This window comes from Mucilaginibacter puniceus (genome assembly GCF_054783175.1).
The window spans coordinates 75,659-102,144 of record NZ_BAAGRB010000005.1 but is presented as its reverse complement, the minus strand read 5'-3'; the positions used below and the strand labels follow the sequence as shown (position 1 = coordinate 102,144).

The 26,486-nt window shown below is 42.6% G+C and carries 24 protein-coding genes; 14 read left to right on the top strand and 10 right to left on the bottom strand.

The window, feature by feature from the left end; all coding sequences use genetic code 11:
- Positions 1-147 precede the first annotated feature (147 nt).
- Positions 148-705 (top strand): DNA-3-methyladenine glycosylase I, encoded by a 558-nt coding sequence (locus ACYVJ6_RS15200; RefSeq protein ID WP_460694944.1) that lies wholly within the window; start codon positions 148-150, stop codon positions 703-705.
- A gap of 41 nt (positions 706-746) precedes the next feature.
- On the opposite strand, the gene ACYVJ6_RS15195 is transcribed toward ACYVJ6_RS15200, so the two are convergent.
- Positions 747-1,172 carry a hypothetical protein gene (locus tag ACYVJ6_RS15195; RefSeq protein WP_460694943.1) on the bottom strand — a complete coding sequence of 142 codons (426 nt, stop codon included), beginning with the start codon at positions 1,170-1,172 and terminating at the stop codon, positions 747-749.
- Positions 1,173-1,350: 178 nt separating this feature from the next.
- Here ACYVJ6_RS15195 and polA point away from each other — a divergent pair, with 178 nt between their 5' ends.
- The 4 genes from polA to ACYVJ6_RS15175 all read left to right on the top strand — a co-directional run bounded on the left by polA (position 1,351) and on the right by ACYVJ6_RS15175 (position 8,737).
- A complete protein-coding gene (gene polA, locus ACYVJ6_RS15190) occupies positions 1,351-4,161 on the top strand; it encodes a DNA polymerase I (RefSeq protein WP_460694942.1) in 2,811 nt (936 codons plus the stop codon).
- Between the two features lie 614 nt (positions 4,162-4,775).
- Positions 4,776-6,209, top strand: coding sequence for a glycogen synthase (locus tag ACYVJ6_RS15185; RefSeq protein ID WP_460694941.1), 1,434 nt, complete (start codon positions 4,776-4,778; stop codon positions 6,207-6,209).
- On the top strand, positions 6,206-7,468 hold the full coding sequence (locus ACYVJ6_RS15180) for a glucose-1-phosphate adenylyltransferase (RefSeq protein WP_460694940.1): 1,263 nt from the start codon (positions 6,206-6,208) through the stop codon (positions 7,466-7,468). Before ACYVJ6_RS15185 ends, ACYVJ6_RS15180 begins: the two co-directional genes overlap by 4 nt.
- Before the next feature lie 150 nt (positions 7,469-7,618).
- Positions 7,619-8,737: an alkaline phosphatase family protein gene (locus tag ACYVJ6_RS15175; protein WP_460694939.1), complete on the top strand. Its 1,119-nt coding sequence runs from the start codon at positions 7,619-7,621 to the stop codon at positions 8,735-8,737.
- Between the two features lie 3 nt (positions 8,738-8,740).
- Here the strand turns inward: ACYVJ6_RS15175 and ACYVJ6_RS15170 are convergent, their stop codons facing one another.
- The 3 genes from ACYVJ6_RS15170 to ACYVJ6_RS15160 all read right to left on the bottom strand — a co-directional run bounded on the left by ACYVJ6_RS15170 (position 8,741) and on the right by ACYVJ6_RS15160 (position 11,172).
- On the bottom strand, positions 8,741-9,421 hold the full coding sequence (locus ACYVJ6_RS15170) for a metal-dependent hydrolase (RefSeq protein WP_460694938.1): 681 nt from the start codon (positions 9,419-9,421) through the stop codon (positions 8,741-8,743).
- Between the two features lie 96 nt (positions 9,422-9,517).
- A complete protein-coding gene (locus ACYVJ6_RS15165) occupies positions 9,518-9,823 on the bottom strand; it encodes a YbaB/EbfC family nucleoid-associated protein (protein ID WP_460694937.1) in 306 nt (101 codons plus the stop codon).
- Between the two features lie 131 nt (positions 9,824-9,954).
- A complete protein-coding gene (locus ACYVJ6_RS15160) occupies positions 9,955-11,172 on the bottom strand; it encodes a serine hydrolase domain-containing protein (RefSeq protein ID WP_460694936.1) in 1,218 nt (405 codons plus the stop codon).
- Between the two features lie 159 nt (positions 11,173-11,331).
- On the opposite strand from ACYVJ6_RS15160, the gene ACYVJ6_RS15155 reads away from it, so the two are divergent.
- Entirely contained in the window at positions 11,332-12,195 is an 864-nt protein-coding gene (locus ACYVJ6_RS15155) for a tetratricopeptide repeat protein (RefSeq protein ID WP_460694935.1), read from the top strand.
- Between the two features lie 308 nt (positions 12,196-12,503).
- On the opposite strand, the gene ACYVJ6_RS15150 is transcribed toward ACYVJ6_RS15155, so the two are convergent.
- The 3 genes from ACYVJ6_RS15150 to ACYVJ6_RS15140 all read right to left on the bottom strand — a co-directional run bounded on the left by ACYVJ6_RS15150 (position 12,504) and on the right by ACYVJ6_RS15140 (position 15,484).
- A complete protein-coding gene (locus tag ACYVJ6_RS15150; protein WP_460694934.1) occupies positions 12,504-12,980 on the bottom strand; it encodes a rhodanese-like domain-containing protein in 477 nt (158 codons plus the stop codon).
- Positions 12,981-13,080: 100 nt separating this feature from the next.
- Positions 13,081-13,830, bottom strand: coding sequence for a LytR/AlgR family response regulator transcription factor (locus ACYVJ6_RS15145; RefSeq protein WP_460694933.1), 750 nt, complete (start codon positions 13,828-13,830; stop codon positions 13,081-13,083).
- Positions 13,831-13,834: 4 nt separating this feature from the next.
- Positions 13,835-15,484 (bottom strand): sensor histidine kinase, encoded by a 1,650-nt coding sequence (locus tag ACYVJ6_RS15140; RefSeq protein ID WP_460694932.1) that lies wholly within the window; start codon positions 15,482-15,484, stop codon positions 13,835-13,837.
- Between the two features lie 186 nt (positions 15,485-15,670).
- Here ACYVJ6_RS15140 and fumC point away from each other — a divergent pair, with 186 nt between their 5' ends.
- From fumC to def, 6 genes are all read left to right on the top strand, one after another.
- A complete protein-coding gene (fumC, locus tag ACYVJ6_RS15135) occupies positions 15,671-17,068 on the top strand; it encodes a class II fumarate hydratase (RefSeq protein ID WP_460694931.1) in 1,398 nt (465 codons plus the stop codon).
- Positions 17,069-17,209: 141 nt separating this feature from the next.
- Complete coding sequence (locus ACYVJ6_RS15130) at positions 17,210-17,710, top strand: fumarate hydratase (RefSeq protein ID WP_460694930.1); 501 nt, start codon at positions 17,210-17,212, stop codon at positions 17,708-17,710.
- Position 17,711: 1 nt separating this feature from the next.
- The gene (locus ACYVJ6_RS15125; protein WP_460694929.1) at positions 17,712-18,500 is read left to right on the top strand and encodes a S1/P1 nuclease; all 789 of its coding nucleotides are present in this window, start codon (positions 17,712-17,714) and stop codon (positions 18,498-18,500) included.
- A gap of 77 nt (positions 18,501-18,577) precedes the next feature.
- Positions 18,578-19,012, top strand: coding sequence for a low molecular weight protein-tyrosine-phosphatase (locus ACYVJ6_RS15120; protein ID WP_460694928.1), 435 nt, complete (start codon positions 18,578-18,580; stop codon positions 19,010-19,012).
- A 158-nt stretch (positions 19,013-19,170) separates the two neighbouring features.
- A complete protein-coding gene (locus ACYVJ6_RS15115; protein WP_460695120.1) occupies positions 19,171-20,400 on the top strand; it encodes a M16 family metallopeptidase in 1,230 nt (409 codons plus the stop codon).
- A gap of 150 nt (positions 20,401-20,550) precedes the next feature.
- On the top strand, positions 20,551-21,123 hold the full coding sequence (gene def, locus ACYVJ6_RS15110) for a peptide deformylase (RefSeq protein ID WP_460694927.1): 573 nt from the start codon (positions 20,551-20,553) through the stop codon (positions 21,121-21,123).
- Here the strand turns inward: def and ACYVJ6_RS15105 are convergent.
- The 3 genes from ACYVJ6_RS15105 to ACYVJ6_RS15095 all read right to left on the bottom strand — a co-directional run bounded on the left by ACYVJ6_RS15105 (position 21,120) and on the right by ACYVJ6_RS15095 (position 23,271).
- Positions 21,120-21,770, bottom strand: a complete 651-nt coding sequence (locus ACYVJ6_RS15105) for a hypothetical protein (protein ID WP_460694926.1) — start codon at positions 21,768-21,770, stop codon at positions 21,120-21,122. The genes def and ACYVJ6_RS15105 overlap by 4 nt on opposite strands.
- Positions 21,771-21,877: 107 nt before the next feature.
- Positions 21,878-22,156 carry a NifU family protein gene (locus tag ACYVJ6_RS15100; protein WP_460694925.1) on the bottom strand — a complete coding sequence of 93 codons (279 nt, stop codon included), beginning with the start codon at positions 22,154-22,156 and terminating at the stop codon, positions 21,878-21,880.
- A 26-nt stretch (positions 22,157-22,182) separates the two neighbouring features.
- A complete protein-coding gene (locus tag ACYVJ6_RS15095) occupies positions 22,183-23,271 on the bottom strand; it encodes an Mrp/NBP35 family ATP-binding protein (RefSeq protein WP_460694924.1) in 1,089 nt (362 codons plus the stop codon).
- A gap of 102 nt (positions 23,272-23,373) precedes the next feature.
- Between ACYVJ6_RS15095 and ACYVJ6_RS15090 the strand changes: the two genes are divergently transcribed.
- Positions 23,374-24,153 (top strand): DUF6438 domain-containing protein, encoded by a 780-nt coding sequence (locus tag ACYVJ6_RS15090; RefSeq protein WP_460694923.1) that lies wholly within the window; start codon positions 23,374-23,376, stop codon positions 24,151-24,153.
- A gap of 96 nt (positions 24,154-24,249) precedes the next feature.
- Entirely contained in the window at positions 24,250-26,454 is a 2,205-nt protein-coding gene (locus tag ACYVJ6_RS15085; RefSeq protein ID WP_460694922.1) for a transglycosylase domain-containing protein, read from the top strand.
- The last annotated feature ends 32 nt before the right edge of the window (positions 26,455-26,486 follow it).

The window sequence follows — 26,486 nt, the reverse complement described above, 5'->3', positions numbered from 1 at the left end:
CAAACAAGAAATAATAGTGTAACTAAAGATGGTTTACACCCTAAATCCTGACCAATATTTAGTACAAAACAGGGCGATACAGAGAATAATATTTATGAAACCACATTTTGATACGAAGTATTATCTTTAAAAATCTAAATAATACTTATGTCTACTCAACCTATCAAACGCTGCAGCTGGTGCGGAACCGACGAATTGTATATGAAATACCATGACGAAGAATGGGGACGCGAAGTACATGATGATAAAATATTATTTGAGTTCCTGGTGCTTGAATCGGCACAGGCGGGTTTAAGCTGGATAACCATTTTGCGTCGCCGCGAGAATTATCGCAAGGCGTTCGCCAATTTTGATGTGCAAAAGGTAGCGGCATTTACTGATGAAGATGCCGAACGTTTAATGCAGGATGCAGGTATCATCCGCAACCGTTTAAAAATTACCTCAACCATTACCAACGCGCAGTTGTTTATACAAATACAAAAAGAGTTTGGCTCGTTTGATAAATATTTGTACAGCTTTATGCCCGATGGCAAACCCATCAACAACCGCGATAATAAACTACCCGCCAGTACACCCATATCCGACGCGATAAGCAAGGATATGAAAAAACGTGGCTTTAAGTTTTTTGGCACGACTATTTGCTATGCGCATATGCAGGCCACCGGCATGGTGAATGACCATGTGAATGAGTGTAGTTTTAAATAGTTTACCATTTGACTCACGTCTAATTGCTTTAGAACAACAACTTAATTGATTTCATAGTAGAAAAAAATCTTGTTATGTTCAGAATCGTAAACAGCTATTTTAAAATTTCTTAAGTCAGAATCTAAAAGCCCGAATTGATAAAAACCTTTATTTACTTCCTCCCAATTGGTTGAAAACTCACTTGCTGGTACATTATCATTGACGGGTAATGGTTTAAAATTATTGGCGATTAAATCATTGGTAACGTTTTCAGTTCTCGCCATAATTATTTCTACATAATAATAACCATCACCATTAGCAAGCCATTGTTCACTTGTAGTACCTATAGTAAAATCCCGATCACTAATATCAATATTAAACTGCTGTTTTAAGCGATTTGCCGGAGAGGTTTTTTGTTTTAAAATAAAGACTATAACAATTGATATTACACCAACTGTAAATAAAATACCTAAAAGTGTTTTTTTCATTTAATCATCCTTACTATGTCAAACTCATTTCTTCAATATTCAATTATACCCAATTCTTGTCAACATTTGGTGTTTAAACCTTTGATTTCGCTGATTTAATGATTACGCGGATTGCTTATAAATTGTATTTTTGAAATATCGGTGTAATCCTGTTACCATCGGTGCAATCATATAGATCATGAAAAAACTATTTCTTTTAGATGGCATGGCCCTTATTTACCGGGCGCATTTTGCTTTAAGCAAAAGCCCGCGTTTTACTTCGGGCGGACTAAATACTTCGGCGGTTATGGGTTTTACCAATACCCTGCTGGATGTGCTTAAAAAAGAAAAGCCAACCCACATGGCGGTAGTTTTTGATACCGATGCACCCACCGAGCGCCATACCGATTTTGCGGGCTACAAGGCCCATCGCGAAAGCATGCCCGAGGATCTGTCGAAAGCCTTACCTTATGTAATTAAGCTGATACTGGGTTTTAATATCCCGGTGATCACTTCGGATGGTTATGAGGCGGATGATATCATAGGTACGCTGGCCAAAAAAGCCGAGCAAAAAGGCTACCAGGTATATTGTATGACACCAGATAAGGATTTTGGTCAGCTGGTAACAGATAATATCTTCATTTACAAGCCTGCCCGCATGGGTAACGAGATGGAGATTTTGGGGGTAAAGGAGATTTTAGAAAAATGGGAAATTGAGCGCCCCGAGCAGGTGATAGATATTTTAGGTTTATGGGGAGACGCGGTGGATGGCATTCCGGGAATACCGGGTGTGGGTGAAAAAACAGCCAAAACATTGATCAAGCAGTACGGCTCGGTTGAAAATATAATAGCGAACGCGCACGAGTTAAAAGGCAAGCTGCAGGAAAACGTGGTAGCCTTTGCCGAGCAGGGTATCCTATCCAAAAAACTGGCTACGATATTATTAAACGTTCCCGTTGAACTGGATGAAGCAGGATTAGAGATGTGCGCGCCAAGTAAGGACCTGTTAGAGCCATTATTCGCCGAGTTGGAGTTTAGGACATTAGGCAAGCGTGTGTTTGGTGATGATTTCAGCATTACCGAATATAAATCGGTAGGGGTACAAACCGACCTGTTTGGTAACGAAGTGGCCAGTGGCCGCACCACCATGACGGTGGATGTAACTGATATTGCCGAACCTGAATTTACCCAGGTAGCTAAAAACATTAATAACGTAGCGCATAACTATATCCTGGCAGATACCAAAGAGAAGCGAGCCGATCTGATCGTGCAGCTAAGCAAAGAAAAAAGCTTTTGCTTTGATACCGAAACTACCGGAACAGATGCCAATAACTGTGAGCTGGTGGGCCTATCCTTCTCCATCAAACCTACCGAGGGCTGGTATGTACCTACCCCGCCCGATGAGCAGGAAGCCAAGGCGATTGTTGATGAGTTTAGAGGAGTATTTGAAAACCCGGCTATCAGCAAAATTGGGCAAAACTTAAAGTTTGATATCCTGATGCTAAAATGGTACGGTGTTGAACTGCAAGGCGACCTGTTTGATACCATGATGGCGCATTACATCATCGACCCGGATACCCGCCATAATATGGATATCCTGTCTGAAAATTACCTGGGCTATAAACCGGTTTCCATTACCGAATTAATAGGTGCCAAAGGCAAGAACCAGGGCAGCATGCGCGATGTAGAAATAGAGAAAGTAAAAGAATACGCCGCCGAGGATGCCGACATCACCCTGCAATTAAAAAATGTTTTTGAGCCGCAGATAAAAAAAGTAGGTGCCGAAAAGTTATTGCATGAGATAGAGAATCCACTGATATATGTTTTAGCAGATATTGAGCACGAGGGCGTACGCATTGACCATGACACCCTGCGTGAATTCTCTAAAGAACTGGAAACTGATATAGCTAAACTGGAAAAAACAGTTTATGAAAAGGCGGGCGTACGTTTTAATATCGCGTCACCCAAGCAATTGGGCGAGGTGCTTTTTGAAAAGCTGATGCTTGATCCTAAAGCAAAAAAAACCAAAACCGGCCAATACCAAACCGGGGAGGATGTGTTGTTGTCGTTAGCGTCAAAAAGCGATATTGTGCGTGATATATTAGATTACCGCCAGCTGCAAAAATTAAAATCGACTTACGTAGATGCTTTGCCGCAAATGGTGAATCAAAAAACCGGGCGGGTGCATACCTCATACAACCAGGCGGTAGCGGCAACCGGGCGTTTAAGCTCAACCAACCCCAACCTGCAAAATATACCTATACGTACCGAGCGTGGCCGCGAGGTGCGTAAGGCGTTTATCCCGAGGGATGAAAACCATACCATTGTATCTGCCGATTATTCGCAGATTGAGTTGCGTATTATTGCCGAAATAAGCAAGGATGCCAACATGATGGATGCCTTTATTAAGGACCTGGATATCCACACCGCTACCGCAGCTAATGTTTATGGCGTAAGCTTACTGGAAGTAACAGGCGATATGCGCCGCAATGCTAAGGCTGTAAACTTTGGTATCATTTACGGGCAGTCGGCATTTGGGTTATCGCAAAATCTGGGCATCCCCCGTAAAGAAGCTGCCGAAATTATTGAAAATTACTTTGCCCAATACCCGGGCATTAAACAATACATGAGCGATACCATGAACTTTGCCCGCGAAAACGGTTATGTAACCACCCTAATGGGCAGGCGCAGGTATTTAAGGGATATCAACTCGGCCAACCAAACCGTACGTGGCTTTGCCGAGCGAAATGCCATTAATGCCCCCATACAAGGCTCGGCAGCGGATATGATCAAGATAGCCATGATCAATATCCACCGCGAGTTTAAGGCGCAAAAATTGGGTGCTAAAATGACCATGCAAGTGCATGATGAGTTGGTGTTTGATGTACCTAACCATGAGATAGAAATTGTGAAGCCCATCATTATGCACAACATGAAAACCGCCATCAAAACCGAAGTACCGATAATGGTGGAGATAGGTACGGGTTTGAATTGGCTGGAGGCGCATTAACGGCCCCACCCAACCCTCCCCGGAAGGGAGGGCTTTCAACTCAACTTGCGCTCGTCTGCGACGAGTGCTTAACCTGGCTAAGCATCTGTGATGCGAGTTTGGCTAAAGCCGGTTAGCATGTTTCTTAATCCGTCCCATAAATGGGACGGCAATGAATGACTGATTGAGCCTAATTTCATTGCCGTTGGCTTCAGCCAACGGATAATAAATTAAAAAGGATTGGCTTTAGCCCAAGAACTCTTGCGGCATAAATCATGGTTTACACTTTTTAAGGTATTTTTCACATAACTAATTTATTATCAGCCAATTATAGAAAAAATAATTAAAAATGTGTTAAGTTGTGTAAACCATGTTGCCTAATTAAGTGCTCACGGTCATACTGAGCTCGTCGAAGCATAGCGGGCAGGCCCAACGCGCTCATCCTTCGACAGGCTATGGATGACATCTTACCTTTTTCGTAATAAACACCCCGGCTTAATCCCTCTTAATGCCAAAACAGCAACCAATCGCCTGTTTTTATTAAATATTATCAGCATAAAAAACACATTTTTCCAATTATGTGTTTGCTCATTTGGGTAAATGTTTAGTACCTTAACCACGCTATACAAACCCTGATGAAAATATACCACTTAAGCGCAGAATGTTATCCGGTAGCTAAAGTTGGCGGCCTGGCCGATGTGGTGGGCGCGCTGCCCAAATACCAATGCGAAGCCGGTTTAGATGCCGCGGTGGTACTGCCTTATTACGACAGGAAATTTGTACAGGAAAATGAATTTGAAACCGTGTTTCAAAGTGCTACGCTGTTGGGTACGCGTCGCTTATTTTTTGAGATACTAAAGGAGAAAACCAATAAACTGGGCTTTGAACTTTACCTGGTAAAAATTCCGGGATTGGTGGACAGGGAAAACATTTACAGCTACCCTGATGAGCGCGAGCAATTCATAGCTTACCAATTGGCTTTTTTAGATTGGATAAGCTACTCGCAGCAATCGCCGGATATTATTCATTGCCATGACCACCATTCGGGCTTGGTGCCATTTTTATTGTACCACTCTAAATTATACACCCGTTTGGCTAATACGCCAACGGTATTTACCATACATAACGGCCAGTACCACGGTGCCTTTGGCTGGGATAAATTATCCTATCTGCCCGAGATCGATCTGACCAAAACCGGCCTGCTGGATTGGAATGGTGGCATTAATCCATTAGCAGCAGCGGTTAAATGTGCTACCGCTTATACTACTGTTTCACCAACCTATTTGCATGAGCTGACAATTAGCTCTAACGGGTTAGAGTATCTGTTTTACCTGGAGCAGGGCAAGGGCGTAGGCATACTCAACGGTATTGATACCGAAGTATGGAACCCCAAAACCGACCCAATGATACCCGAGCACTTTACCGCTGCCAAAGTATCCGCAGGGAAACAAAAAAATAAAGAGGTGCTATGCAAGCGGTTCAATTTAGATGTAAGCCTGCCGCTTGTATCATTTATAGGAAGATTGGTGATAGAAAAAGGCGCGGATATTATTCCGGAAGCTATTGAGAAAAGCATAGCCGCTCACCCGGGTAAGGTTAACTTTTTGTTATTAGGTGCCGGCGATCCCGAACTGGAAAAAGCTTTACAGGAGCTAAAAGATAAATACCCGGAACAATGCAACGTGTACATTGGTTATAATGAAGAATTGGCGCATTTGGTTTACGCGGGATCGGACTTTTTATTGATGCCGTCAAGGGTTGAGCCATGCGGGTTAAATCAGCTATACTCGTTACGCTATGGTACTATGCCTATGGTACGCAGCACCGGCGGATTAAAAGACAGCGTGATAGATCTTGAAGCTAAAAACGGCTACGGTATCCGCTTTGATAATACCAACGTAGATGATATCTGCACAGCTGTAGATAGGGCTGTAAAAATTTATGCCGACCCGGCTAAAATGCAAACGCTGCGCAAACGCATGATGGGCCTTGATTTTTCATGGGATGTATCTGCCAAAAAATATATTGAACTTTATAATAGCATAAGTATAAAACCCACAACGATATGACATCAAATGTAATTTGCATTGTACTTGGCGGGGGCCAGGGAAGCCGCCTGCATCCGTTAACAGCAACACGTTCAAAACCGGCAGTGCCAATTGCGGGTAAATACCGTTTGGTGGATATACCTATTTCAAACTGTTTACACTCGGGCATTGAGCGTATTTATGTGTTGACGCAGTTTAACTCGGCTTCGCTAAATAAGCATATCAAAAACACCTACCACTTTAGCACCTTTAGCGAGGCTTTTGTGGATATTTTGGCCGCCGAGCAAACACCTTCCAGTGGCTCATGGTACCAGGGTACTGCGGATGCGGTAAGGCAAAGCTTACACCATTTAGCTGTGCATGAGTTTGATCATGTGTTGATATTATCAGGCGACCAATTGTACCAGATGGATTTTGCAGCTATGATAGATGAGCATATCAGGACCGAAGCTGAAATATCAATAGCTACCATCCCCGTGCATGAAAATGATGTACCCGGCTTTGGGATAATAAAAACCACTAGCAAAGGCGAAATAACCGATTTTGTTGAAAAACCAAAAACCGGCTTTGAAAAATTGGTGTCGCCGGTTAGCCCCGAGATGAAAGAGCAGGGACGGTTGTACCTGGCATCTATGGGTATATACCTTTTTAACCGCAAACTTTTATTTGAATTATTAGAAGGAAACGATCGGACTGATTTTGGCAAAGAGATCATTCCGCAATCGTTAGGCAACCATAGAGTAATTAGCTACCAATATGAAGGGTATTGGACAGATATTGGAACAATTCCTTCATTTTTTGAAGCAAACCTGGGCCTGACAGACGAGATTCCGCAGTTTAATCTGTTTGATAAAAACTTTATTTATACCCGTGCGCGTATGTTGCCGCCCTCCAAAGTATCGGGCACGCTGATGGAAAAAACCATTGTTGCGGATGGCTGTATTATTAATGCCAGTAAAATTTCGCGCTCAATAGTAGGTATACGTACCCGCATTGGTTTTGAAACCACTATTGAAAACTGCTATGTAATGGGTAGCGATAATTACCAGACATTGGAACAGATAGCAGAATCGAAAGCAACCGGCATCCCTATTATGGGTATTGGCGACAGGTGTAAGATAAACAATGCCATTATAGATAAAAACACCTATATAGGTAACGACGTATGCATTAATTGCGGCGACCCATTACCTGACGGAGAGTTCCCTACCCATACCGTGAAAGATGGAATTGTGGTTATTAAAAAGCGCGCGATTATTCCGGACGGAACAGTTATTTAAAATTATAATAGTAAATATCATTTTTTAGTAAACGCCTCCGATAAATTCGGGGGCGTTTTTATTTTGTTAACAATTAAGTGTTTAAGGTTTAACCTTTATTAAAGGTTGGGATAATACCGGTGGTTTACTTTTGAAATAAAACTACTGGTTATGAAAAAAGCCACGCTGTTATTTATCTTCTTAATAATTGGATGCCGCTTAAGCGCCCAATTTCGCGAAACACAAAATGTAATAATAATTACCCTTGACGGGCTAAGGTGGCAGGAGGTTTACCGGGGCGCCGACTCCACCCTTATTAACTCAAAATACACAATTGATAAAGACAATATTCGCAAGCAATTTTGGGCAGAAACTGCTGAAGAACGCCGTAAATTGTTAATGCCATTTATATGGAGTACCGTGGCGCATAACGGGCAACTGTATGGTAATAGGGATCTGGGTAATAAAAGCGAAGTAGCTAATCTGTTCGGTTCATCCTATCCCGGTTATAACGAAATGTTTTCGGGCAAACCCGATGCCAGGATAAATGGCAACCGTGCCATAAATAACCCTAATATTAGTGTTTTAGAATATATTAACCAGCAGCCCGGTTTTGAAAACAAAGTGGCCGTTTTCGCTTCGTGGGAATTGTTCCCTTATATATTTAATACTAAACGCTCTGGCTTAAAAGTTAATGCAGGCTATACCAATGTAGATAGTATAGATGCTAATGAACATTTGAAATATTTGAACAACCTGCAACATCAGGTGCCGCATACCATAGGGCCCAATACCAGGGTTGATACCATGACCTATGAAATAGGAAAAGCGTATTTAAAGCAACATAAACCACGGGTAATGTATTTCGCTTTTGATGAAACCGATGAAATGGGCCACCAGGGAAACTATCAGCAATACCTTAAAAATATCCGTCAGCAAGACGATTATATTGCAGCCATATGGAAGTATATCCAGTCGGATCCGGTTTATCGAAATAAAACTACGCTGCTCATCACCAGTGACCATGGCCGGGGTGATGGATCCCCCTGGGCATGGACAGAGCACAGTATTTTGATCAAAAACTCTATACAAACCTGGCTGGGAGTAATAGGGCCGGACACGCAGGCAGATGGGGAAATCAGCACATCAACCACTATATATCAAAAGCAGTTGGCTCAAACCATTGCCAAGTTATTAGGATTGGATTTTAAAGCTAACGCTAATCATAACGTAGAAAATCCAATCGAATCAGTAATGAAAAAGGACGTTATAGTAGGATTGGGAAAATAGCTATTACAAGTCAACGCTTTCGCCAATAGACGGCAGCTGTATATTAATGCCCGCTTTTATAAATTTTTCGCGTGCTTCCTCCACATCAATTTGAATAACCGGGAAAGTATTATAATGTATCCCGATAACGTTTTTACAGTTAAAAAATTCGGTTGATTTAATGGCATCATCAACCCCCATGGTATAGTTATCGCCAATGGGTATAATGGCCCAGTCCAGGTTCTCGTCTTCCAGCAGCTTCATATCATAGGTCAGCGCAGTATCGCCTGAAAAATATATCTTTTTACCGTTATTGGCATAAATTACAAAACCTACCGGGTTACCACCAGATGCGCCATCGGGCAGTGTTGCAGAGTGTACCGCGTTGGTTAATTTAACGCGGCCAAAATCAAAGTTAAAGCCGCCGCCTATATTCATGCCGTGTACGTTATCAATACCTTTGCTGTTTAGCCAATCGGCAATTTCGGCAATGCATATCACCTTGGCGTTGCTTTGTTTTTGTATGGTGATCAGATCAGCCATGTGATCGCCGTGCCCATGCGATACCAGGATATAATCAGGTTTTAAAGCAGTAATATCAATGCCCTTTGCTAACGGGTTTGGCGATATAAATGGGTCAAACAATAATGTTTTACCTTCAAATTCTAACGCTACAGATGATTGTCCGTAATAGGTTGCTTTCATAAGTGTAGTTTTTAATGTCGAATAATGAATGCCGAATATCGAATAATGAAGTAGGCCTTCATCATTCAAAATTCGATATTGGGTGTTCGATATTCTTTATTTTCCAAACAATCCGCCTAGCCCGCCAAACATATCTTTGGTCATGGCGGCCATTTCACTTTGGCTCACGTTGTCGGCTTGTTCTAATGCTTTATTAACGGCAATCACCATCAGTTCTTCCAGCTCCTCTTTATCAGCATCCGCCAAAAACTGCGGGTTGATGTCAATAGACTGAATTACTTTATTGCCATTGGCGGTTACCAATATCTGGCCACCCTCTACAGATCCGGATACGGTAATAGCATCCAGTCTCTTTTTTACTTCGCCAGCCTTTTGCTGGGCTTCCATGAGTTTATCGAACATAATTTTGATGTGCAAATATGCAGATATGCGAATGTGCAGCTATTTTGCAATTTCGCTATCGCAAACGTTAACATTAAACTATAATCTAATCATTTGCACATCTGCATATCCAAGCATCTGCACATCTGATCCTAATCTTCACTTGTATCCCCGTTACCCTTATAGGCTTCTTTACGCACCACCGGCATGCCGGCAATGTTATATAGTTCATCCAGTTTTAACAAACTGGCATTTACTTTATTACCTAACAACACAATGGTAATATCGTTTTTCAAATCGCGCAAATAAATATGCCTGAAGCCGTGCCACCAACCGGTGTGGTATACTACTTTTTGCCCGGGGGCATCAAATGTGCGCCAGCCATAACCATAGCTAAAATGCCCGCGTAACAGGGGGTTATGTGCAGTATATGCCGAATCCATGGTCGCTTTTTTTAGCAAGCGGCCCGCACGTAGCGCACGGTCAAAAACAAGAAGGTCGCCAACGGTGCTATAAATTCCTTTATCCCCCACCGGGCCGTCCAAATAGTTTTGCGCTACCGAATATTTAAAGCTATTTCTATCATGCCCCACCACATCAACCGGAATTTTATCATATACCGCTTTTGAATACACCGCCGTGTTTTTCATCCCGGCAGGTGTAAAAACATTCTCCTTCATATAATCCGCATAAGTTTTGCCGGTAACTTTTTCAATAATAGCTGCCAGTACCATATAGTTGGAATTATTGTAATGGAAACTCTTATCGGGTTTGTTATAACGCGCAGGCTTGTATTTGGCTATCAGCGCCATCTCTTCGGCATTGGTTAAGCCTTTGCGTTGATCAAGGTGTTCTTTCTTGTATACTTCTTCGGTAAAATAAACGTAGTTCATCATGCCCGAGCGGTGTGTAAGCAACAAGCGGATGGTAACACCTTCGTATGGAAAATCCGGAAAAAACTCGCGTACATCCTGGTCCAGTTTAATTTTGCCGCGCTCCCACAATTGCATAATGGCCGTACCTGTCATGGTTTTTGAAACGGAGGCCAGTTCAAACTGCGAATTAATTTTTAAGCTGTCGCGACGCAGGTAGTCGGCCCAGCCCAATGCGTTTTGATATATGATCTTTCCTTTTTTGGCTACCAAAATATTGCCGTTAAAGCCACTAACTTTATGCAGGTGTTTAAAAAAAGCGTCAATGCGTTTATCGCCGTTTTTGGGGTTATAATTTAATATAGATTTGGTGTCGAAAGGCTCATTTCCCCAGGCTTCGGGTCCGGAAGTTTTATCATTATTGGTAGTTGACGAACAGGAGGCAAGTAAAAGCAAGGTAGCAGCGATGGTTAAGGCGCTGTTATACAGTAATCTCATAAAAAACACTTTATTTATTTAACGGCACCGAAAAATAAAGATTATAGTTCGGGATAAAATTAACTTTAAAATATTTTTATCAACAGCCCGTTCATCCTTTGTATTTTTATAGCGATGCAAGTAAGAAAAGCAATTTTAATGGTGGTTGCGATGTTAATAATGGCAAAGCCTTTATTGGCTCAAAATGATGCTACGACCAATAACGCAAATTACCAAAAAGCGCTTACGCTATATAATTCGGCTAACCCGGCCGAGGGTATACCCTATTTAGAAAGCATCCTGCAAACCAATAGTACTATTAAACCCGCCGTTTATGACCTGCTGGGCAACATCTACGATAAAATCCAGCAACCCGAAAAGGCCATTGAAACCTATAAAGAGGGTATTAAACTTGACCCTGCTTACCAAAGCCTGCCTTTTAATTTAGGCATTGCTTACTTCCGCGCTAAAAAATATGCCGATGCGGAAGCCAGTGCTATTGAAGCCATCAAACTCGACCCCAAACATGCCAACAGCCAGCGGTTGTATGGGTTGGTAACTTTTCATCAAAATAAGCGGGTAAACGCTTTACTGGCCTTTTGCAGTTTTTTACTGCTCGATCCGCAAAACCAGCGTGCCGAAGAAGCCTATACCAATATGCAAAGCATATTAAGCGGCGGGGTTTTAAAAACAGAAGCTGCTGCTAAGGACAAGGAAACATTGTCCCTGAATAGTGGGCTGGCTTCCATCATCGCCGCAGGCAAAACCAAAAATTTGCAGGGATTAGCTTTGTTAGAATATCAGTTAAAAAGTGTTTTCATCACGGCCGGGCAGCTATCTGCCAAAAAAACTGATAAGAACTTTTATGATAATTATTTAGCCGGATATTTTTATCAATTGGCGCAAAGTCCGCAGTTATCAACCTTTGTTAAATTGGTAAGCCTAAGTGGTGAGAAAGGAGCCTATGCCAAATGGCAGCAGGATAACCCGCAGCAGACTTTGACATTAGATAATTGGGTTAGAGAAACAGCAAGGAGTTTTTGAGATTAAACTTAGCGTACTCCGTGCCTGCTTTGCGTTCTCTGTGTTTATATTAACCGCAAAGAGCACAGAGAAGACACAGAGTGACGCAGAGAGAATACGTGGTTCGGCTAAAGCCAATTCCTCCAGATTTACAATCCGTTGGCTGAAGCCAATGGCAATGAATTGTTTCTAAATTTATTGCCGGATAAAATTGCTCAGCATTCATTGCCGTCCCATTTATGGGACGGAACTAAAAAGCCTGACAAGCGGCTTTAGCCAAAATAGGCGTTACTTAAAATATTTTTACCACTCCCAGGTAAAATATTCTACTACCTGTTTTTTTCTACCGGATAGCCTTTGGCGATCCAATTGGTTTGCAAATTGGTAGGCAAGTCAAGAACTCTGATCTGTGTGAACCCGGCGTTTTTCAGTTCGTTATAGGCCGGGCGGATATTTGGGCATTTAGCAAACGGGCAGCAGCCACAGTAGATGACCACCGGCTTATTTTTAGGTAAACCCTTTAATGTTTCCCGTAGCTTTTCCAAATTTTGCGTATTGCTTACGCCGCCTATATGAATAGCACCGGGGATATCTTCAACCACCCCTATGTTAAGTATGGTTATTTTTTCGTTCCCTGATTTCAATATACCGGCCAAAGCAGCGGGTTCCATCAATTCGCTGCTTTTCCATGGGTAACTAATTCCCGGAAGATTTGCCGGTTGGCTGGATACCTGTGACTGGGCTTTAAAAGAGAATATGATGAGGAATGATAAGCTAACAAGGGTAATAGAAAAAATGCTTTTCATGGCTGAGTTGATTTGATACCTATCAAAGGTAAGCTTTTATAAAAGACTTACGAAGCTTCCAAAGCTTCGTAAGTCTAATTGACAAGGTTTAGGTTGCTATTTAAAAATTAACTGCCAGCGCCGCTTTCACTTTTTCGCGGTTCAATTTTGATATCGGTATTTTAGTTTGATCGATTAACAACAGGCTGCCGCCATCTTCGCGCAGCCAGCTTTTAATGTAGGCCATGTTAACCAGGTGGGTTTGGTGGGTGCGCAAAAAGCGGTGCCCGGTAAGCATATCGGCATACTCTTTCAGGGTTTTTGATATCAGTATTTTTTCGCCGTTGCTTAGTATAAAACGGGTATAAGTATTATCCGCTTCGCAACGGACGATATCGGCAATGTTTACATACCGGGTTTCGCCCAGCATGGGCAGGGCTATGCGTGGGGTGGCTTTATTTTCGTCCTTTAAATACTCTAAGAGGTAGCCCAGTCGTTCGTTTTTTTGTTTTTGTTGGATGGATCTGCGCGCTTTGTCAATAGCCGAGGTTAACTCGTCAATATCAATGGGCTTCAACAAATAATCCAGTGCCGAAAATTTGATGGCTTGTATAGCATATTGGTTATATGCCGTAATAAAAATGATCTCGAAGTTGATCTCGCCCAGTTGTTTTAACAGGTCGAATCCCGTTTCAATATGTAACTGTATATCCAAAAAAACCAACTGCGGCTGATGCTGTTTGATAGTGCCTATTGCTTCGGCTACACTCTCGGCAACCGCGCATACCTGTACATCATCCGCATAGGTTTTTAGCAGCGTTTGCAGGTTTTCGCGGTTGGATGCTTCGTCGTCAACAATAAGCGCTTTCATGTTTTTACAGCCAGTTTTTTAGTTCGATGGTTACAGTAGTGCCCTTGCCTGTTGGGTTTATATGCAGCAAGATAGTCGAATTTTTATACACCGCATTTAACAAGCGTATTCTTTCTTCACACAATTTAATACCCATACCCGTGGTTGTGCCTTTGCCGAACCCACCGCCATTATCGGTAACTTTTAAAGTAATATCGTTACCGGTTTGACCAATATTCACCGTTACCAGCCCATCACCTTTTAAAGCAGATATGCCATGCTTCACCGCATTCTCCGCAAAGGGCTGTAATAGCATGGCGGGTATCTCTATTTGCTGATCAACATCATCGCTAACGTTAATATCAAACTTAAACCCGAAGCGCATCTGCTCCATTTCTAAATAATCGGTTAGCAGGTTTACTTCCTGTGCAATAGGGGTTAATTCTTTTTGCCCATCATCTAAAACATTACGGGTTAGGCGGGCAAAGCGGGCAAGGTATTTATTGGCATTTTCCACCTCGTTTTTGTTCATCAGGTTTTGTATCCCCGCCAGGGCATTAAAAATAAAATGCGGGTTAAGTTGTGAGCGTACTGATTGCAATTGAAGTACAGCTATCTCCTTGGCTTGTGCGGCTAATTTGTTTTTTCGTCGTAGGTAAAAATATATGCGGAGACCAGTGGCTAAAATAATGAGGACTATGAAAATAACTAACTTTAATGGGACTGTAATTGGGCCGGGAGCGACAGTAAAATGAACTTTAAACTCGGAGCCTGTTATTACCGGAGGCATATCCTGGCCAACATTCATCTCAGGCCTAATAATCAGGGTATATGTCCCCGGCTCTTTAAAAAACGAACTGTTGATTTTCATTGCAGGGTTGAATCTGCTAAATACTTGTTCCCAACTATTTCCTACTGAAGTAGTATCTGTTTTGCCATTGTATTGTCTTTCAAGATAAACATGATATAACTCGTTTTCACCGGTGTCTTCTATTTCCAGGCGAATGTTTTTTGGATTATCTGCCCCCAATATAGTAAAGCCCTTTGCCATTTGTGATGGCCCCTTGGCACTCATCCCGGTAGGGTATTCTATCATCATCATTCTAAGCTTAGCTGCAGGCTTATCATCGCTGTTATAGTGGTAAACGGAATAGTTGTCTTTGTTATTTTTCTCAGCTATTATTAGTGTGATCGATTTCCTTCTGCAGTCAAATTTGCCCAGATAGGCGTATGTTGTAAATTTATTCGACTTAAAATTAGACGGAGTGGTCCATGGGACAAGTTCTGTACGATCATTTTCTATAATTTTATATTGATAGTTATTTGCGTTACCGGGTGTAATAGAGGTTGTGGCCAGTTCTAACGATGCTGTATTATATAATTCTGCCCCTAATGAATCCCCTTTGGCTGTATAGTTAAAATAATAAGTATAACCAAAAAAGGGAGGCACATCTTTAATTGCGTGTGTTTTTATCCATACTTTAAAATCTGTAGCACTTTTTTGGCTGGTGTTTGATGAACTGCCAGTATATGACCATTGATCCTTTGGGTCATCCCGCATATTATGCATAAGACGTTTTGTTTCTGAGGACCATCCTCCCAAAGTTTGAGCTATAGCATTATTGCTAACCCCCCAAACCATAAAACCCGCGATAATGAATAAATACTTTTTCATGTGCTTTTTAAATTTAATCAAATATGTGGTGAAACCTAAAAGCGGGCAACCGCCAAACAGCAAGCAAACCTATTGCATTAGTATCCGGGCAATATTTAGCCAAAATATTACTCATTTATTTGAACTGCCAACTGGCTTTAACCACATAAAACCCTAAATTTGCGCCATTAAAAAACACATATTACCATGAGTTTCAGAATTGAACACGATACTATGGGCGAGGTACAGGTACCTGCCGACAAATACTGGGGCGCGCAAACCGAGCGCTCGCGCAATAACTTTAAAATTGGTCCGGAGGCATCCATGCCAAAAGAGATCATCGCGGCTTTTGCTTATTTGAAAAAAGCGGCGGCTTATACCAATACTGATCTGGGTGTATTGCCTGCCGATAAACGCGACCTGATTGCCGGTGTTTGTGATGAGATATTGACCGGGTCATTAGATGCCGAGTTTCCATTAGTGATATGGCAAACGGGCTCGGGCACACAATCAAACATGAATGTGAACGAGGTTATTGCCAACCGTGCGCACGTTGCCGCAGGCAATATGCTGGGCGAGGGTAAAACTTTTATCCACCCTAATGATGATGTAAACAAATCACAATCATCAAACGATACTTACCCAACCGCTATGCACATAGCGGCCTATAAAATGCTGATTGATGTAACCATCCCCGGCATTGAAAAACTGCGCGATACCCTGCAAGCCAAAACCGAAGCTTTTAAAAGCGTGGTTAAAATTGGCCGTACACACCTGATGGATGCTACGCCATTAACTTTGGGTCAGGAATTTTCGGGCTATGTGTCGCAACTGAACCATGGTTTAAAAGCGTTGCGTAATACTTTAGACCACCTTTCAGAATTAGCATTAGGCGGTACTGCTGTAGGTACAGGTATCAACACCCCACAAGGTTATGATGTTAAAGTAGCAGAATATATTGCTCAGTTTACCGGCTTACCTTTCCGCACGGCCGAGAATAAATTTGAGGCGTTAGCTGCGCATGATGCCATTGTAGAGAGTCATGGTGCGTTGAAACAAATTGCGGTGTCATTAATGAAAATTGCTAACGATATCCGTTTGTTGGCATCGGGCCCGCGCTCGGGTATTGGCGAGATACATATTCCGGATAACGAGCCGGGATCATCAATCATGCCGGGTAAAGTTAACCCAACCCAAAACGAGGCAGTTACTATGGTTGCTGCACAGGTGATGGGTAATGATGTAGCTATATCTATCGGCGGATCAAACGGACATTATGAGCTGAACGTATTTAAACCATTAATGGCGGCTAACTTTTTACAGTCGGCACGTTTAATTGGCGATGCTTGTGTATCATTTAACGACCATTGCGCTAAAGGTATTGAGCCAAACTATGCCGGTATCAAAAAGCATTTAGAAAACTCATTAATGCTGGTAACCGCGCTTAACCCGCATATTGGATATGAAAACGCGGCTAAAATTGCCAAAAAGGCATTAAAAGAAAACCTGTCGCTTCGCGAAGCAGCTATTGGCTTAAACTTGTTAACCAACGAGCAGTTTGACGAGTGGGTGAGACCGGAAGATATGATAGGTAGTTTGAAATAGTAAAAACCACGCGTCATTGCGAGGAACGAAGCAATCTCTGCACCGGACGGGTTGCAGAAATTTATTCTAATTAGCTTTTCGGTTTTGATTAGCTCATGTAGAGATTGCTTCGTTCCTCGCAATGACGTTTATTAATTATACATGAGCAAACCTTTAAGCTTTCTCCTTTCCGCTTTATGCCTCCTCACCGCGGCTTGCTCATTTAACCCCGATTTCCAGGGCGAGGGCGAAGCATACCTGCAAGGTGAGTGGCAGCAGGAATCAACACCTGTGCAAAAGCAGTTGCTTACATATTCGTTGTATAAGTTTAAATTTACATGCGATTCGTTTTTTGTAACGCAGCAAACGTTTAGCAAAGTAAATACCGGTGTTGATACCTGTACCAACAAGGGACAGTGGACAGAATATATACGTGGCACCTACAGGCAGCAAAACGACACCGTACGTTTAAAAGGCTTTTTTTGCGATGCTAACTTCCGGCTTAAAAAGTATGAGGGTTGTTTTAGGTCGGGCCCATACGAGGAAGTTTTTAAGGTGACTAAAAAAGCCGATACTTTATTAACGCTGGCAGGTCCATCAAGCGTTATACCTATAGATATTTATCGCACACAAAAATTTACCTGTGTGCCCAAACCATTGTGATATGAAACTATTTAAAAAATTAATTATCGGTATAGTCTTGTTTGTTGTGCCCATGGCTGTATCTGCATGGGGCACCCAGGGCCACCGTATAACCGGGCAAATTGCTGATAGCTACCTTACCGCCAAAGCGCGCCTGGCTATAAAAAAAATATTGGGCAACGAGAGCCTGGCGCTGGCCAGTAATTGGGCCGATTTTATAAAATCAGACACCAGCTATAAGTATTTATCATCATGGCATTATGTAGATTTTGCCCGCCCCATGAGCTACCCGGAAATGGTGGAGTTTTTGGAGCATGATACCAATACCGATGCCTATACCAAAATGAAGTTTTTGGTAGCGGAACTAAAAAAGAAAGATCTGCCTCAAAAAAATAAGCTAATGTACCTGCGTTTATTGATACATATTGCCGAGGATATACATCAGCCTATGCATACCGCGCGTGACGACGACCAGGGAGGTAACGCGGTTAAACTAAGCTGGTTTGGTAAGCAAACCAACCTGCATTCGGTTTGGGATAGTGAGTTAGTGAACTTTCAGGAATTAAGTTATACGGAGTACGCCGCGGCCATAAACCATACCACACTTGCACAACGCACCCAATGGCAAAAAGACCCTATTACCCGCTGGATATTTGAGTCGAACCAGCTGGCCGAGAGGATATATAAAGAAACCAAGCCCGGCGATAATTTGACCTATACCTACAACTTTAAATTTATTGATACCGTTAACCAACAACTGCTAAAAGGCGGCGTAAGGTTAGCGGGGTTGTTGAATGATATTTTTGGTTGATTGAGTTGATTGAGGGAGTAGTTGATTAAGTTAATCCAACTACTCACCCAATCAACCGCTTAACTACTCACCACACAATGAAACTACTAATGGTTTGCCTGGGTAATATTTGCCGCTCGCCGCTGGCCGAGGGTATTATGCAGCATTTGGTTAAGCAAGCCGGACTGGATTGGGAAGTCGATTCGGCCGGCACAGGTAACTGGCACGTTGGCCAGGGGCCCGACAGGCGCTCAACCCGTACGGCTAAGGATAATGGTATAGATATCAGCCGGCAGGTTTGCCGTGTTTTTAGGGTGAGCGATTTTGACGAGTTTGACCACATCATTGTAATGGATAAAAACAACCTGCGCGATGTGCTGGCCCAGGCCCGTAACGATGAGGACCGCAATAAAGTAAGTATGCTGTTAGGCGACAAACATGTACCCGACCCTTATTGGGATGATACCCAATTTGCCCCGGTGTTTAAATTGATTGAGCAGGGGTGTAAGGATTTTATAAAGAGGCATGCGTAGACTCACCCGGTCATCGTTTCACTCGACCACCCTCTCTTCGCCTTTGGCGGAAAGAGGGATTTAATTCCCGACAACCCTCTTTACCGCTTGCGGAAGAGAGGGTCGACCAGCGAAGCGTAGTCGGGGTGAGTAATAATTCCCTATATTTACTTTTCATGATGGACTACCAGCTTTACACCTTACCCAATGGTATCCGGGTAATGTACAAACATGCTTCGTCGGCAATTACGCATTGCTGTTTTTTGGTTAACGCGGGCTCGCGCGATGAACCGGAACAAAGGGAAGGTCTGGCCCATTTTATAGAACACCTGCTTTTTAAAGAAACCGAGCGCCGCAACACCAGCCAGATATTGAACCGGCTGGAACTGGTAGGGGCCGACCTGAACGCTTATACCACCAAAGAATATACCTGTATCCACGCCTCATTGCTAAACCCGCATTTGGAGCGTACCATTGACCTGTTTGAGGATATATTGTTCCACTCTACCTTCCCCGAAGAGGAACTGGAAAAGGAGCGCGGGGTAATATTAGACGAAATAGCCTCGTACCTTGACCAGCCCGAAGAAGCCATACAGGATGATTTTGAAGATATGTTGTTTAAGGGCCACCCTATTGGCAAAAACATATTGGGCACACCCGAAAGCGTAGCCAAATTAAGCGTAGCGGATATGCGGGGATTTATGTCGGCAAATTACAATACTTCCGAAATGATATTCGCGGTGTATGGTGATTATGACATGAAAAAGGTGGTCAAACTGGCCGATAAATATTTAGGGGGCATTGCCGCTAACTACACCAAAAAGAACCGTATTAAACCGTCTGTTAACGCGGCTGAAAAAATAGTATTGGCCAAGCCCATATCGCAAACCCATTGTGTAATGGGCAGCCAGGCATACTCGTCATCGCATCCTGATAAATATGGGTTATTGCTGCTTAATAACGTTTTAGGCGGCATGGGCATGAGCAATCGCCTGAATATGGAGATACGCGAGAAGCATGGTATTGCCTATACTATTGAATCCAACTATACTTCATTGACGGATACGGGGATGTTCTCCATTTATTTTGGTACGGATAGCGAAAAAACCGATAAAGCCATGCGACTGGTCAATAAAGAATTGAAAAAATTGCGGGATAACAAACTGGGCACCCTGCAACTTTACCAGGCCAAGCAAAAATTTATAGGGCAGATTGCCCTTGCCGAAGAGAACCGCATGAGCCTGATCATATCCATGGCCAAGAGCCTGTTGGATCTGAATACCGTTGATACCCTCGACCAGGTATTTGCTAAAATAAATGCCGTAACTACCGAGCAGTTATTAGGGATCAGCAATGAGATATTAGATGACAAGCAAATGATCACCTTGCTGTTTGAGCCGAAGGATTAGAGCAAATCATATCCTCTTGTCATTTCGAGCATAGCGAGAAATCTATACACATTACTCAGGACCTATCTATGAATAGATTTCTCCTCGTACCTCGTTCGAAATGACAAGAGGGTTATTTTAACAAATGAATTTTTACTGTAATTTTGCGTTATGAAATTTCCTATCATAGCCTACGGCGACCCGGTTTTAAGGCGTAAAGCAACAGCCATTGAACCTGCGGAGTATCCGCATATTAAAGAATTGGTTGCCGATATGTTCGAGACCATGTATGGTGCACGTGGTGTAGGTTTGGCCGCGCCGCAGGTAGGGTTGTCCATGCGGTTATTTGTGGTGGATGCCACCCCGTTTGACGATGAAGAACCGCAGTTAAAAGATTTTAAAAAGGCTTTTATTAATGCTTGTATTTTAGAAGAAACAGGCGAAGAGTGGGCCTTTAACGAGGGTTGTTTAAGTATACCTGATATCAGGGAAGATGTTACCCGTAAATCAACCGTTAAGTTGTCTTATTATGATGAGGACTGGAAACATCATGAAGAAACCTATACCGGCATGGCGGCACGCATTATTCAGCACGAATATGATCATATAGAAGGTAAACTATTTACCGATAAACTGAACCCATTACGCAAGCGCCTGCTGGAAAAGAAACTAAATGATATTGCCAAAGGCGCGGTGGACGTGGACTATAAAATGAAGTTCCCGGCGGCTAAAAAAGGTCGTTAAAAATTATAGCCGTCGTCATTGGCGGTAACTTTCCGTTTTTTATCCCCGTCAGCTATTTGTTTGATCAAAGCACCCCATGCAAATGGGTTTAGCAGCGGGTTGGTCATGGAGTGCGAGTTTACAACTTTGTCGTGCATCTCCTGGCCTATAGGTTCTGAACCATCGCGAGGCAAACCACGTTGCGTAGCTTCCATAGTTGATTTGGTAAGATTCTTCATAACAATAGCCAGGTCATCATCCGCTACCTTCATTGTTAAAAAGTCCTTTTTAAACTCATCAACCGTTGCCCACGGGAATACCCGGAAAGCTGGCAGATTAAATATTTGCGGCCTTAAACGCACTTTTAACGTAAGGCTTTTATTAGGCAGGTTGGCCGGAATAACAATAACTTCGGGAAAATATCCCACACAGGTAAAGCGTATGCTATCCTGCTCATGTACCACCATCGAAAAATAGCCTTCGTAATTTGATATGCCGGGCTGGCTTTTATGGGTTAAGTTAACCACACTCGCATAAGGTATAATATCTTGCCTGGCGCTGTCGGCAGTAAAAACAATACCCGAAAATTGAACCAAAGGGGTTTCTTTCTCCTGCGCAAAACCCGCGGAGGCCATCAGTAAAAACAATATGCCCAATATATATTTCATTGCGCTAATTATGCTTTGCCCTTTGTTATTAATCAACAAAAATTTTTTTAGTTTTTAAAAATACGTAATTGGTGGTACGCAGTATACAATTTAACAATACTTAACAATTACCTTAAGTTTTCAGGTAGCACGGCGTTAGGGTCGTCTATATCTGTCAGGTTTATAGCTTCAATGCCCACAATTTCGGGCACTTCGCGTAATATAGCCTGCTCAATGCCAGCTTTTAAGGTCATTATACTCATTGGGCACGAGCCGCATGAACCCAACAGCTTTAAACGCACCACATTTTCAGGAGTGATCTCCTCAACCGAAACATTCCCGCCGTCGGCTTCCAAATACGGTCTGATGGTATCTAAAGCCTTTTCTACCTGTTCTAATAAGCTCATTTTAATATTATTATAACGTAAAGTTATTAATTTATTATAACATTTTCACCAAGCGGCGTTTTGGCGTTATTGATAGAAATTTGCTGCGCCACGCGCTCAGCCATCTCTATAAACGCCCCGGTCATTGGTCCATCCTCGTTTAAAATAACCGGTTTACCCGCATCGCCCGAGTCGCTTATGCCTTTTATTAACGGTATTTCGCCCAAAAATGGTACGTCCAGCTGCTCTGCCAGTTTGCGGCCACCGCCTTGTCCAAATATGTAGTACTTGTTTTCGGGGAGCTCGGCAGGGGTAAAGTACGCCATGTTCTCCACTATACCCAAAAGCGGCACATTAATGGCTTCCATCATAAACATACCTATACCTTTTTTAGCATCGGCCAGCGCCACGTTTTGCGGAGTAGTTACAATTACCGCCCCCGTAACCGGGAAGGTTTGCGTAATGGTGATATGTATATCGCCGGTACCCGGCGGCAGGTCGACCACCAGATAATCCAGTTCGCCCCAATCGGCATCGTTAAACAATTGTTTTACAGCGGTTGATACCATTGGCCCGCGCCAGGGTACGGGTTGGTTAGGGTCGGTAAAAAAGCCTATGGATAATAGTTTGATACCGTATTTTTCAATAGGCTCAATACGGGTTTTGCCATTCACATTGCTGGCTTGTGGCTTGGCACCCTCCAATCCAAACATAATGGGGATAGACGGGCCGTAAATATCCGCGTCTATCAAGCCCACTTTAGCTCCCGATTTAGCTAAACCCAAAGCCAAATTAACCGCCACGGTTGATTTACCTACACCGCCTTTGCCCGATGCTACCGCGATGATATTTTTAACATTAGGCACACCCGTGTTTTTTTGCGAGGTTACCCTTGATGTCATGTTAACCGTTACCACAATATCCTTGCTGATAAAGTGGCCTATAGCGTTACGGCAGGCGTTTTCAATTAATGCTTTTAACGGACATGCAGGCGTGGTTAAAATAACCGAAAAACTCAGGTTATTACCATCAATTACGATATCGTCTATCATGTTTAGGGTAACCAGATCCTTTTTAAGGTCGGGCTCCTCTACATTACTTAGGGCTTGTAAAACTTGTTCTTTAGTGATGCTCATATCTATACAGGTACAAACTTACTAAAAGGGGCATTAAGTAGTGTCATGGTAATGATAAAATGGGGGGGGGTAATAAAAGAGTTGAGAATTGTATATTTAAACATGAAGAAATTTTTGACCGCATTGTTATTAACAGTAAGTACTTCGGTATATGCCCAATCGTCCTTCACTAATTTTAAATGGGTAACCGATGATTTGGAATATATTTCATTTCATAAGGATGTCGCGAGTTTTATGCTTGGTAGTTTACCCTGGGACCAAAAATATGAAAAGGCTAAAGACACTTTAATGTTCATTGATCGTTACACAACTTTAAAAAATGGAATGCAAATATTGGTAATTGATACTGCTAAGTACCTCATCAAGCAATCAGGAAATAAAGAACTTGAACTAATACTGCATAATAGCAAACCGCATAAATTTATAAGCAAGCCGTATTACAAATTTAAGAATCTAGCGTATCTTCAAGACAAGACGCTCAAATTTAGCAGGTTACATTTCACAGCAAGCGCCTGCTACGGCACCTGCCCGGTGTTAAATATCGATATTGATAATAAAGGCACCTACTATTTGACCGGGGGGGAATATGCAGAACCATATAAGGGGACATATAGAGGAGTGTTAACAGCCAGACAATTAGATACGCTAAATTATTTATTACAAACCAGCGAGTTAAAAAAAATGCACACCTGGAAACAAGCTTTTAAAGTTTCTGACGCGCCGGGATATAACTTTACGATATATTACAACGATAAAAAGTTAAAAATCAAAACAGAAAAGCCTCCGTTAAATTTGGTTGACCTGGTGGATTTTTTAGTAAACTCATACAGACGTGTTAAACTCAAAGAAAATCCGGGCGGATTTATATTTAAAGAAGACTAACAAATATCTAAACATACCCTCGGCAAGGAAACATTTTGCATATCCTAACGTTTGTATCGGATAGGATTTAGTTTAGTTTTGGATAAAATTTTGTTAATGCGTCGTATCGATCCCAAATATATCCGGATTGCCGGAATTGTTGCTGCCACCCTTTTTGTTATTTTGCTCATCGGTGGGATAGTCATTTACTCTAAACGCGAAGCCTTATTAACCAGTGCCATTGCTAAGGCCAAAGCCAAAGCCAAAAAAGACTATAATTTAAATGTCGAGATCGGCTCGGCAAGGTTTAGCGGCTTAGCTACCGTTTCATTTGATGGTATTACCATTGTTCCGCAGGATAGGGATACGTTGTTAAGCATTAAAAGCTTTGATGTGGGCGTTAAAATATTCCCGCTGATATTTGGCAATATTAAACTGGCCGAATTAAATATGCTGGATGGCCACTTGAATCTTACAGATATTAAGGGCGTAAAAAACTTCGATTTCCTGTTTAAAAAGAAGCGCGATACTACCACCACCAAAACAAAATCTGATCTATCCGTACTGGCCAATAATTTAATACGCCAGGTGCTGTACAAAATACCTGATGATATGCAGGTAGATAATTTTTTGGTAAGTTATAAAACCGACAGTGCCGGTGTTAAATTATTAACCCAAACCGCTACCATTGATGGCGGCGACCTGACATCGACCATAAAAGTAGATGATGGCGCTTCCACATGGCATTTTGCAGGAACGCTTGACCCCGGTGATGATGAAATTGATGTAAGCCTATACGCCGATGGTAAAAAGGTGGAGCTGCCCATCATCGAAAAAAAGTATAATATCAAACTCAACTTCGATAAAATAACCACCCGCTTAAATGATGTTAGTCGCAGCGATGGCGAAACCAAAATTGAGAGCTACTTCGCGGTAACCAATATGCTGATCAATCACCCGGCATTATCTACAGAAGACATTGTAGTCCCCGAAGGATCTATTGATGCTAATTTGGTGGTGGGTAAAAACTTTGTATCGGTTGATAGTTCGTCGGTTATCCATTTAAAAAAGGCCGAGGCCCACCCTTATATTAAGTACACGCTTAGCCCCCATAAAATTTACGAACTAAAATTAAATACCGGCTGGCAAAACGCGCAGGATATTTTTGATTCGTTCCCTTCGGGGATGTTTGAAACCCTGCAGGGCATAAAAGTGGCAGGTAAGTTAAACTATAACTTTAACCTGTACCTGGATAGCTCTAAACCCGATGACCTGGTGTTTGACTCGAGTTTAGGTAAAGAAGATTTTAAAATACTGCAATACGGCGAAACCGACCTGCGCAAACTAAACGGCACCTTTGTGTACACCCCTTATGCCAAAGGCAAACCCATGCCGCCGCGCATCATAGGGCCTGGAAATTATAATTACACCCCGCTTGACCAAATATCGCCTAACCTGCGTAACGCGGTGATGACTGCCGAGGACCCCACGTTTTATAAAAACCATGGTTTTGTGGAGGAAGCTCTCCGTAAGTCATTGGTAGAAGACTTTAAGAAGAAAAAATTTAAGCGTGGCGGCAGCACCATATCCATGCAGCTGATAAAAAACACCTTTTTAACCCAAACTAAAACTTTGGCCCGCAAAATTGAGGAGATCATGATCGTATGGCTCATCGAGAATAACAACATCATGACCAAAAGCCGCATGCTGGAGGTTTATTTTAATATTGTGGAGTGGGGGCCCAATGTTTACGGCATCCGCGAAGCGGCCAACTATTATTTTGGCAAGGGCCCTTCAGAGCTTACCCTGGGCGAAAGTATTTACCTGGCCAGTATTGTACCCAAACCACGCACCGGTTTGTATGCCTTTTTACCGGATGGCTCGTTACGCCCCGGCCTGATCGGTTACTTTAACTCGTTGGGCCGTTTAATGGCAGGGGCAAACTTAACCCAACGCGACACCCTTGGTTACGGATTTTACGATGTGCGCTTACGCGAAAGCCTGCGAAGTGAGATTGAGCCCGTTGACTCGGCTACCGCCATACAAATGCTGCAGGCCGATGATATAGATGATGAGATCATAATACCTATAATTTCGGCCCCTGAGCCTGTAAATAAACCTAATTTTATACAGCGCCTATTTGGTAAAAAGGACACTATTACCCAAAAACTGGAACAGCGTTTAAAGGAAGAAGAACAGCGACGGCTGCAAGCGGTTGACAGCTCCAACAAAAGCAATAAGGAAAAACGACAGGAAAAGCGCGCCATCAAAAAAGAAGAAAAGGCCAGGCGTGACGAATTAAAAGACAAAGGACTGATATAACGATGGCATTGTAGTGACCATGATATATGTTT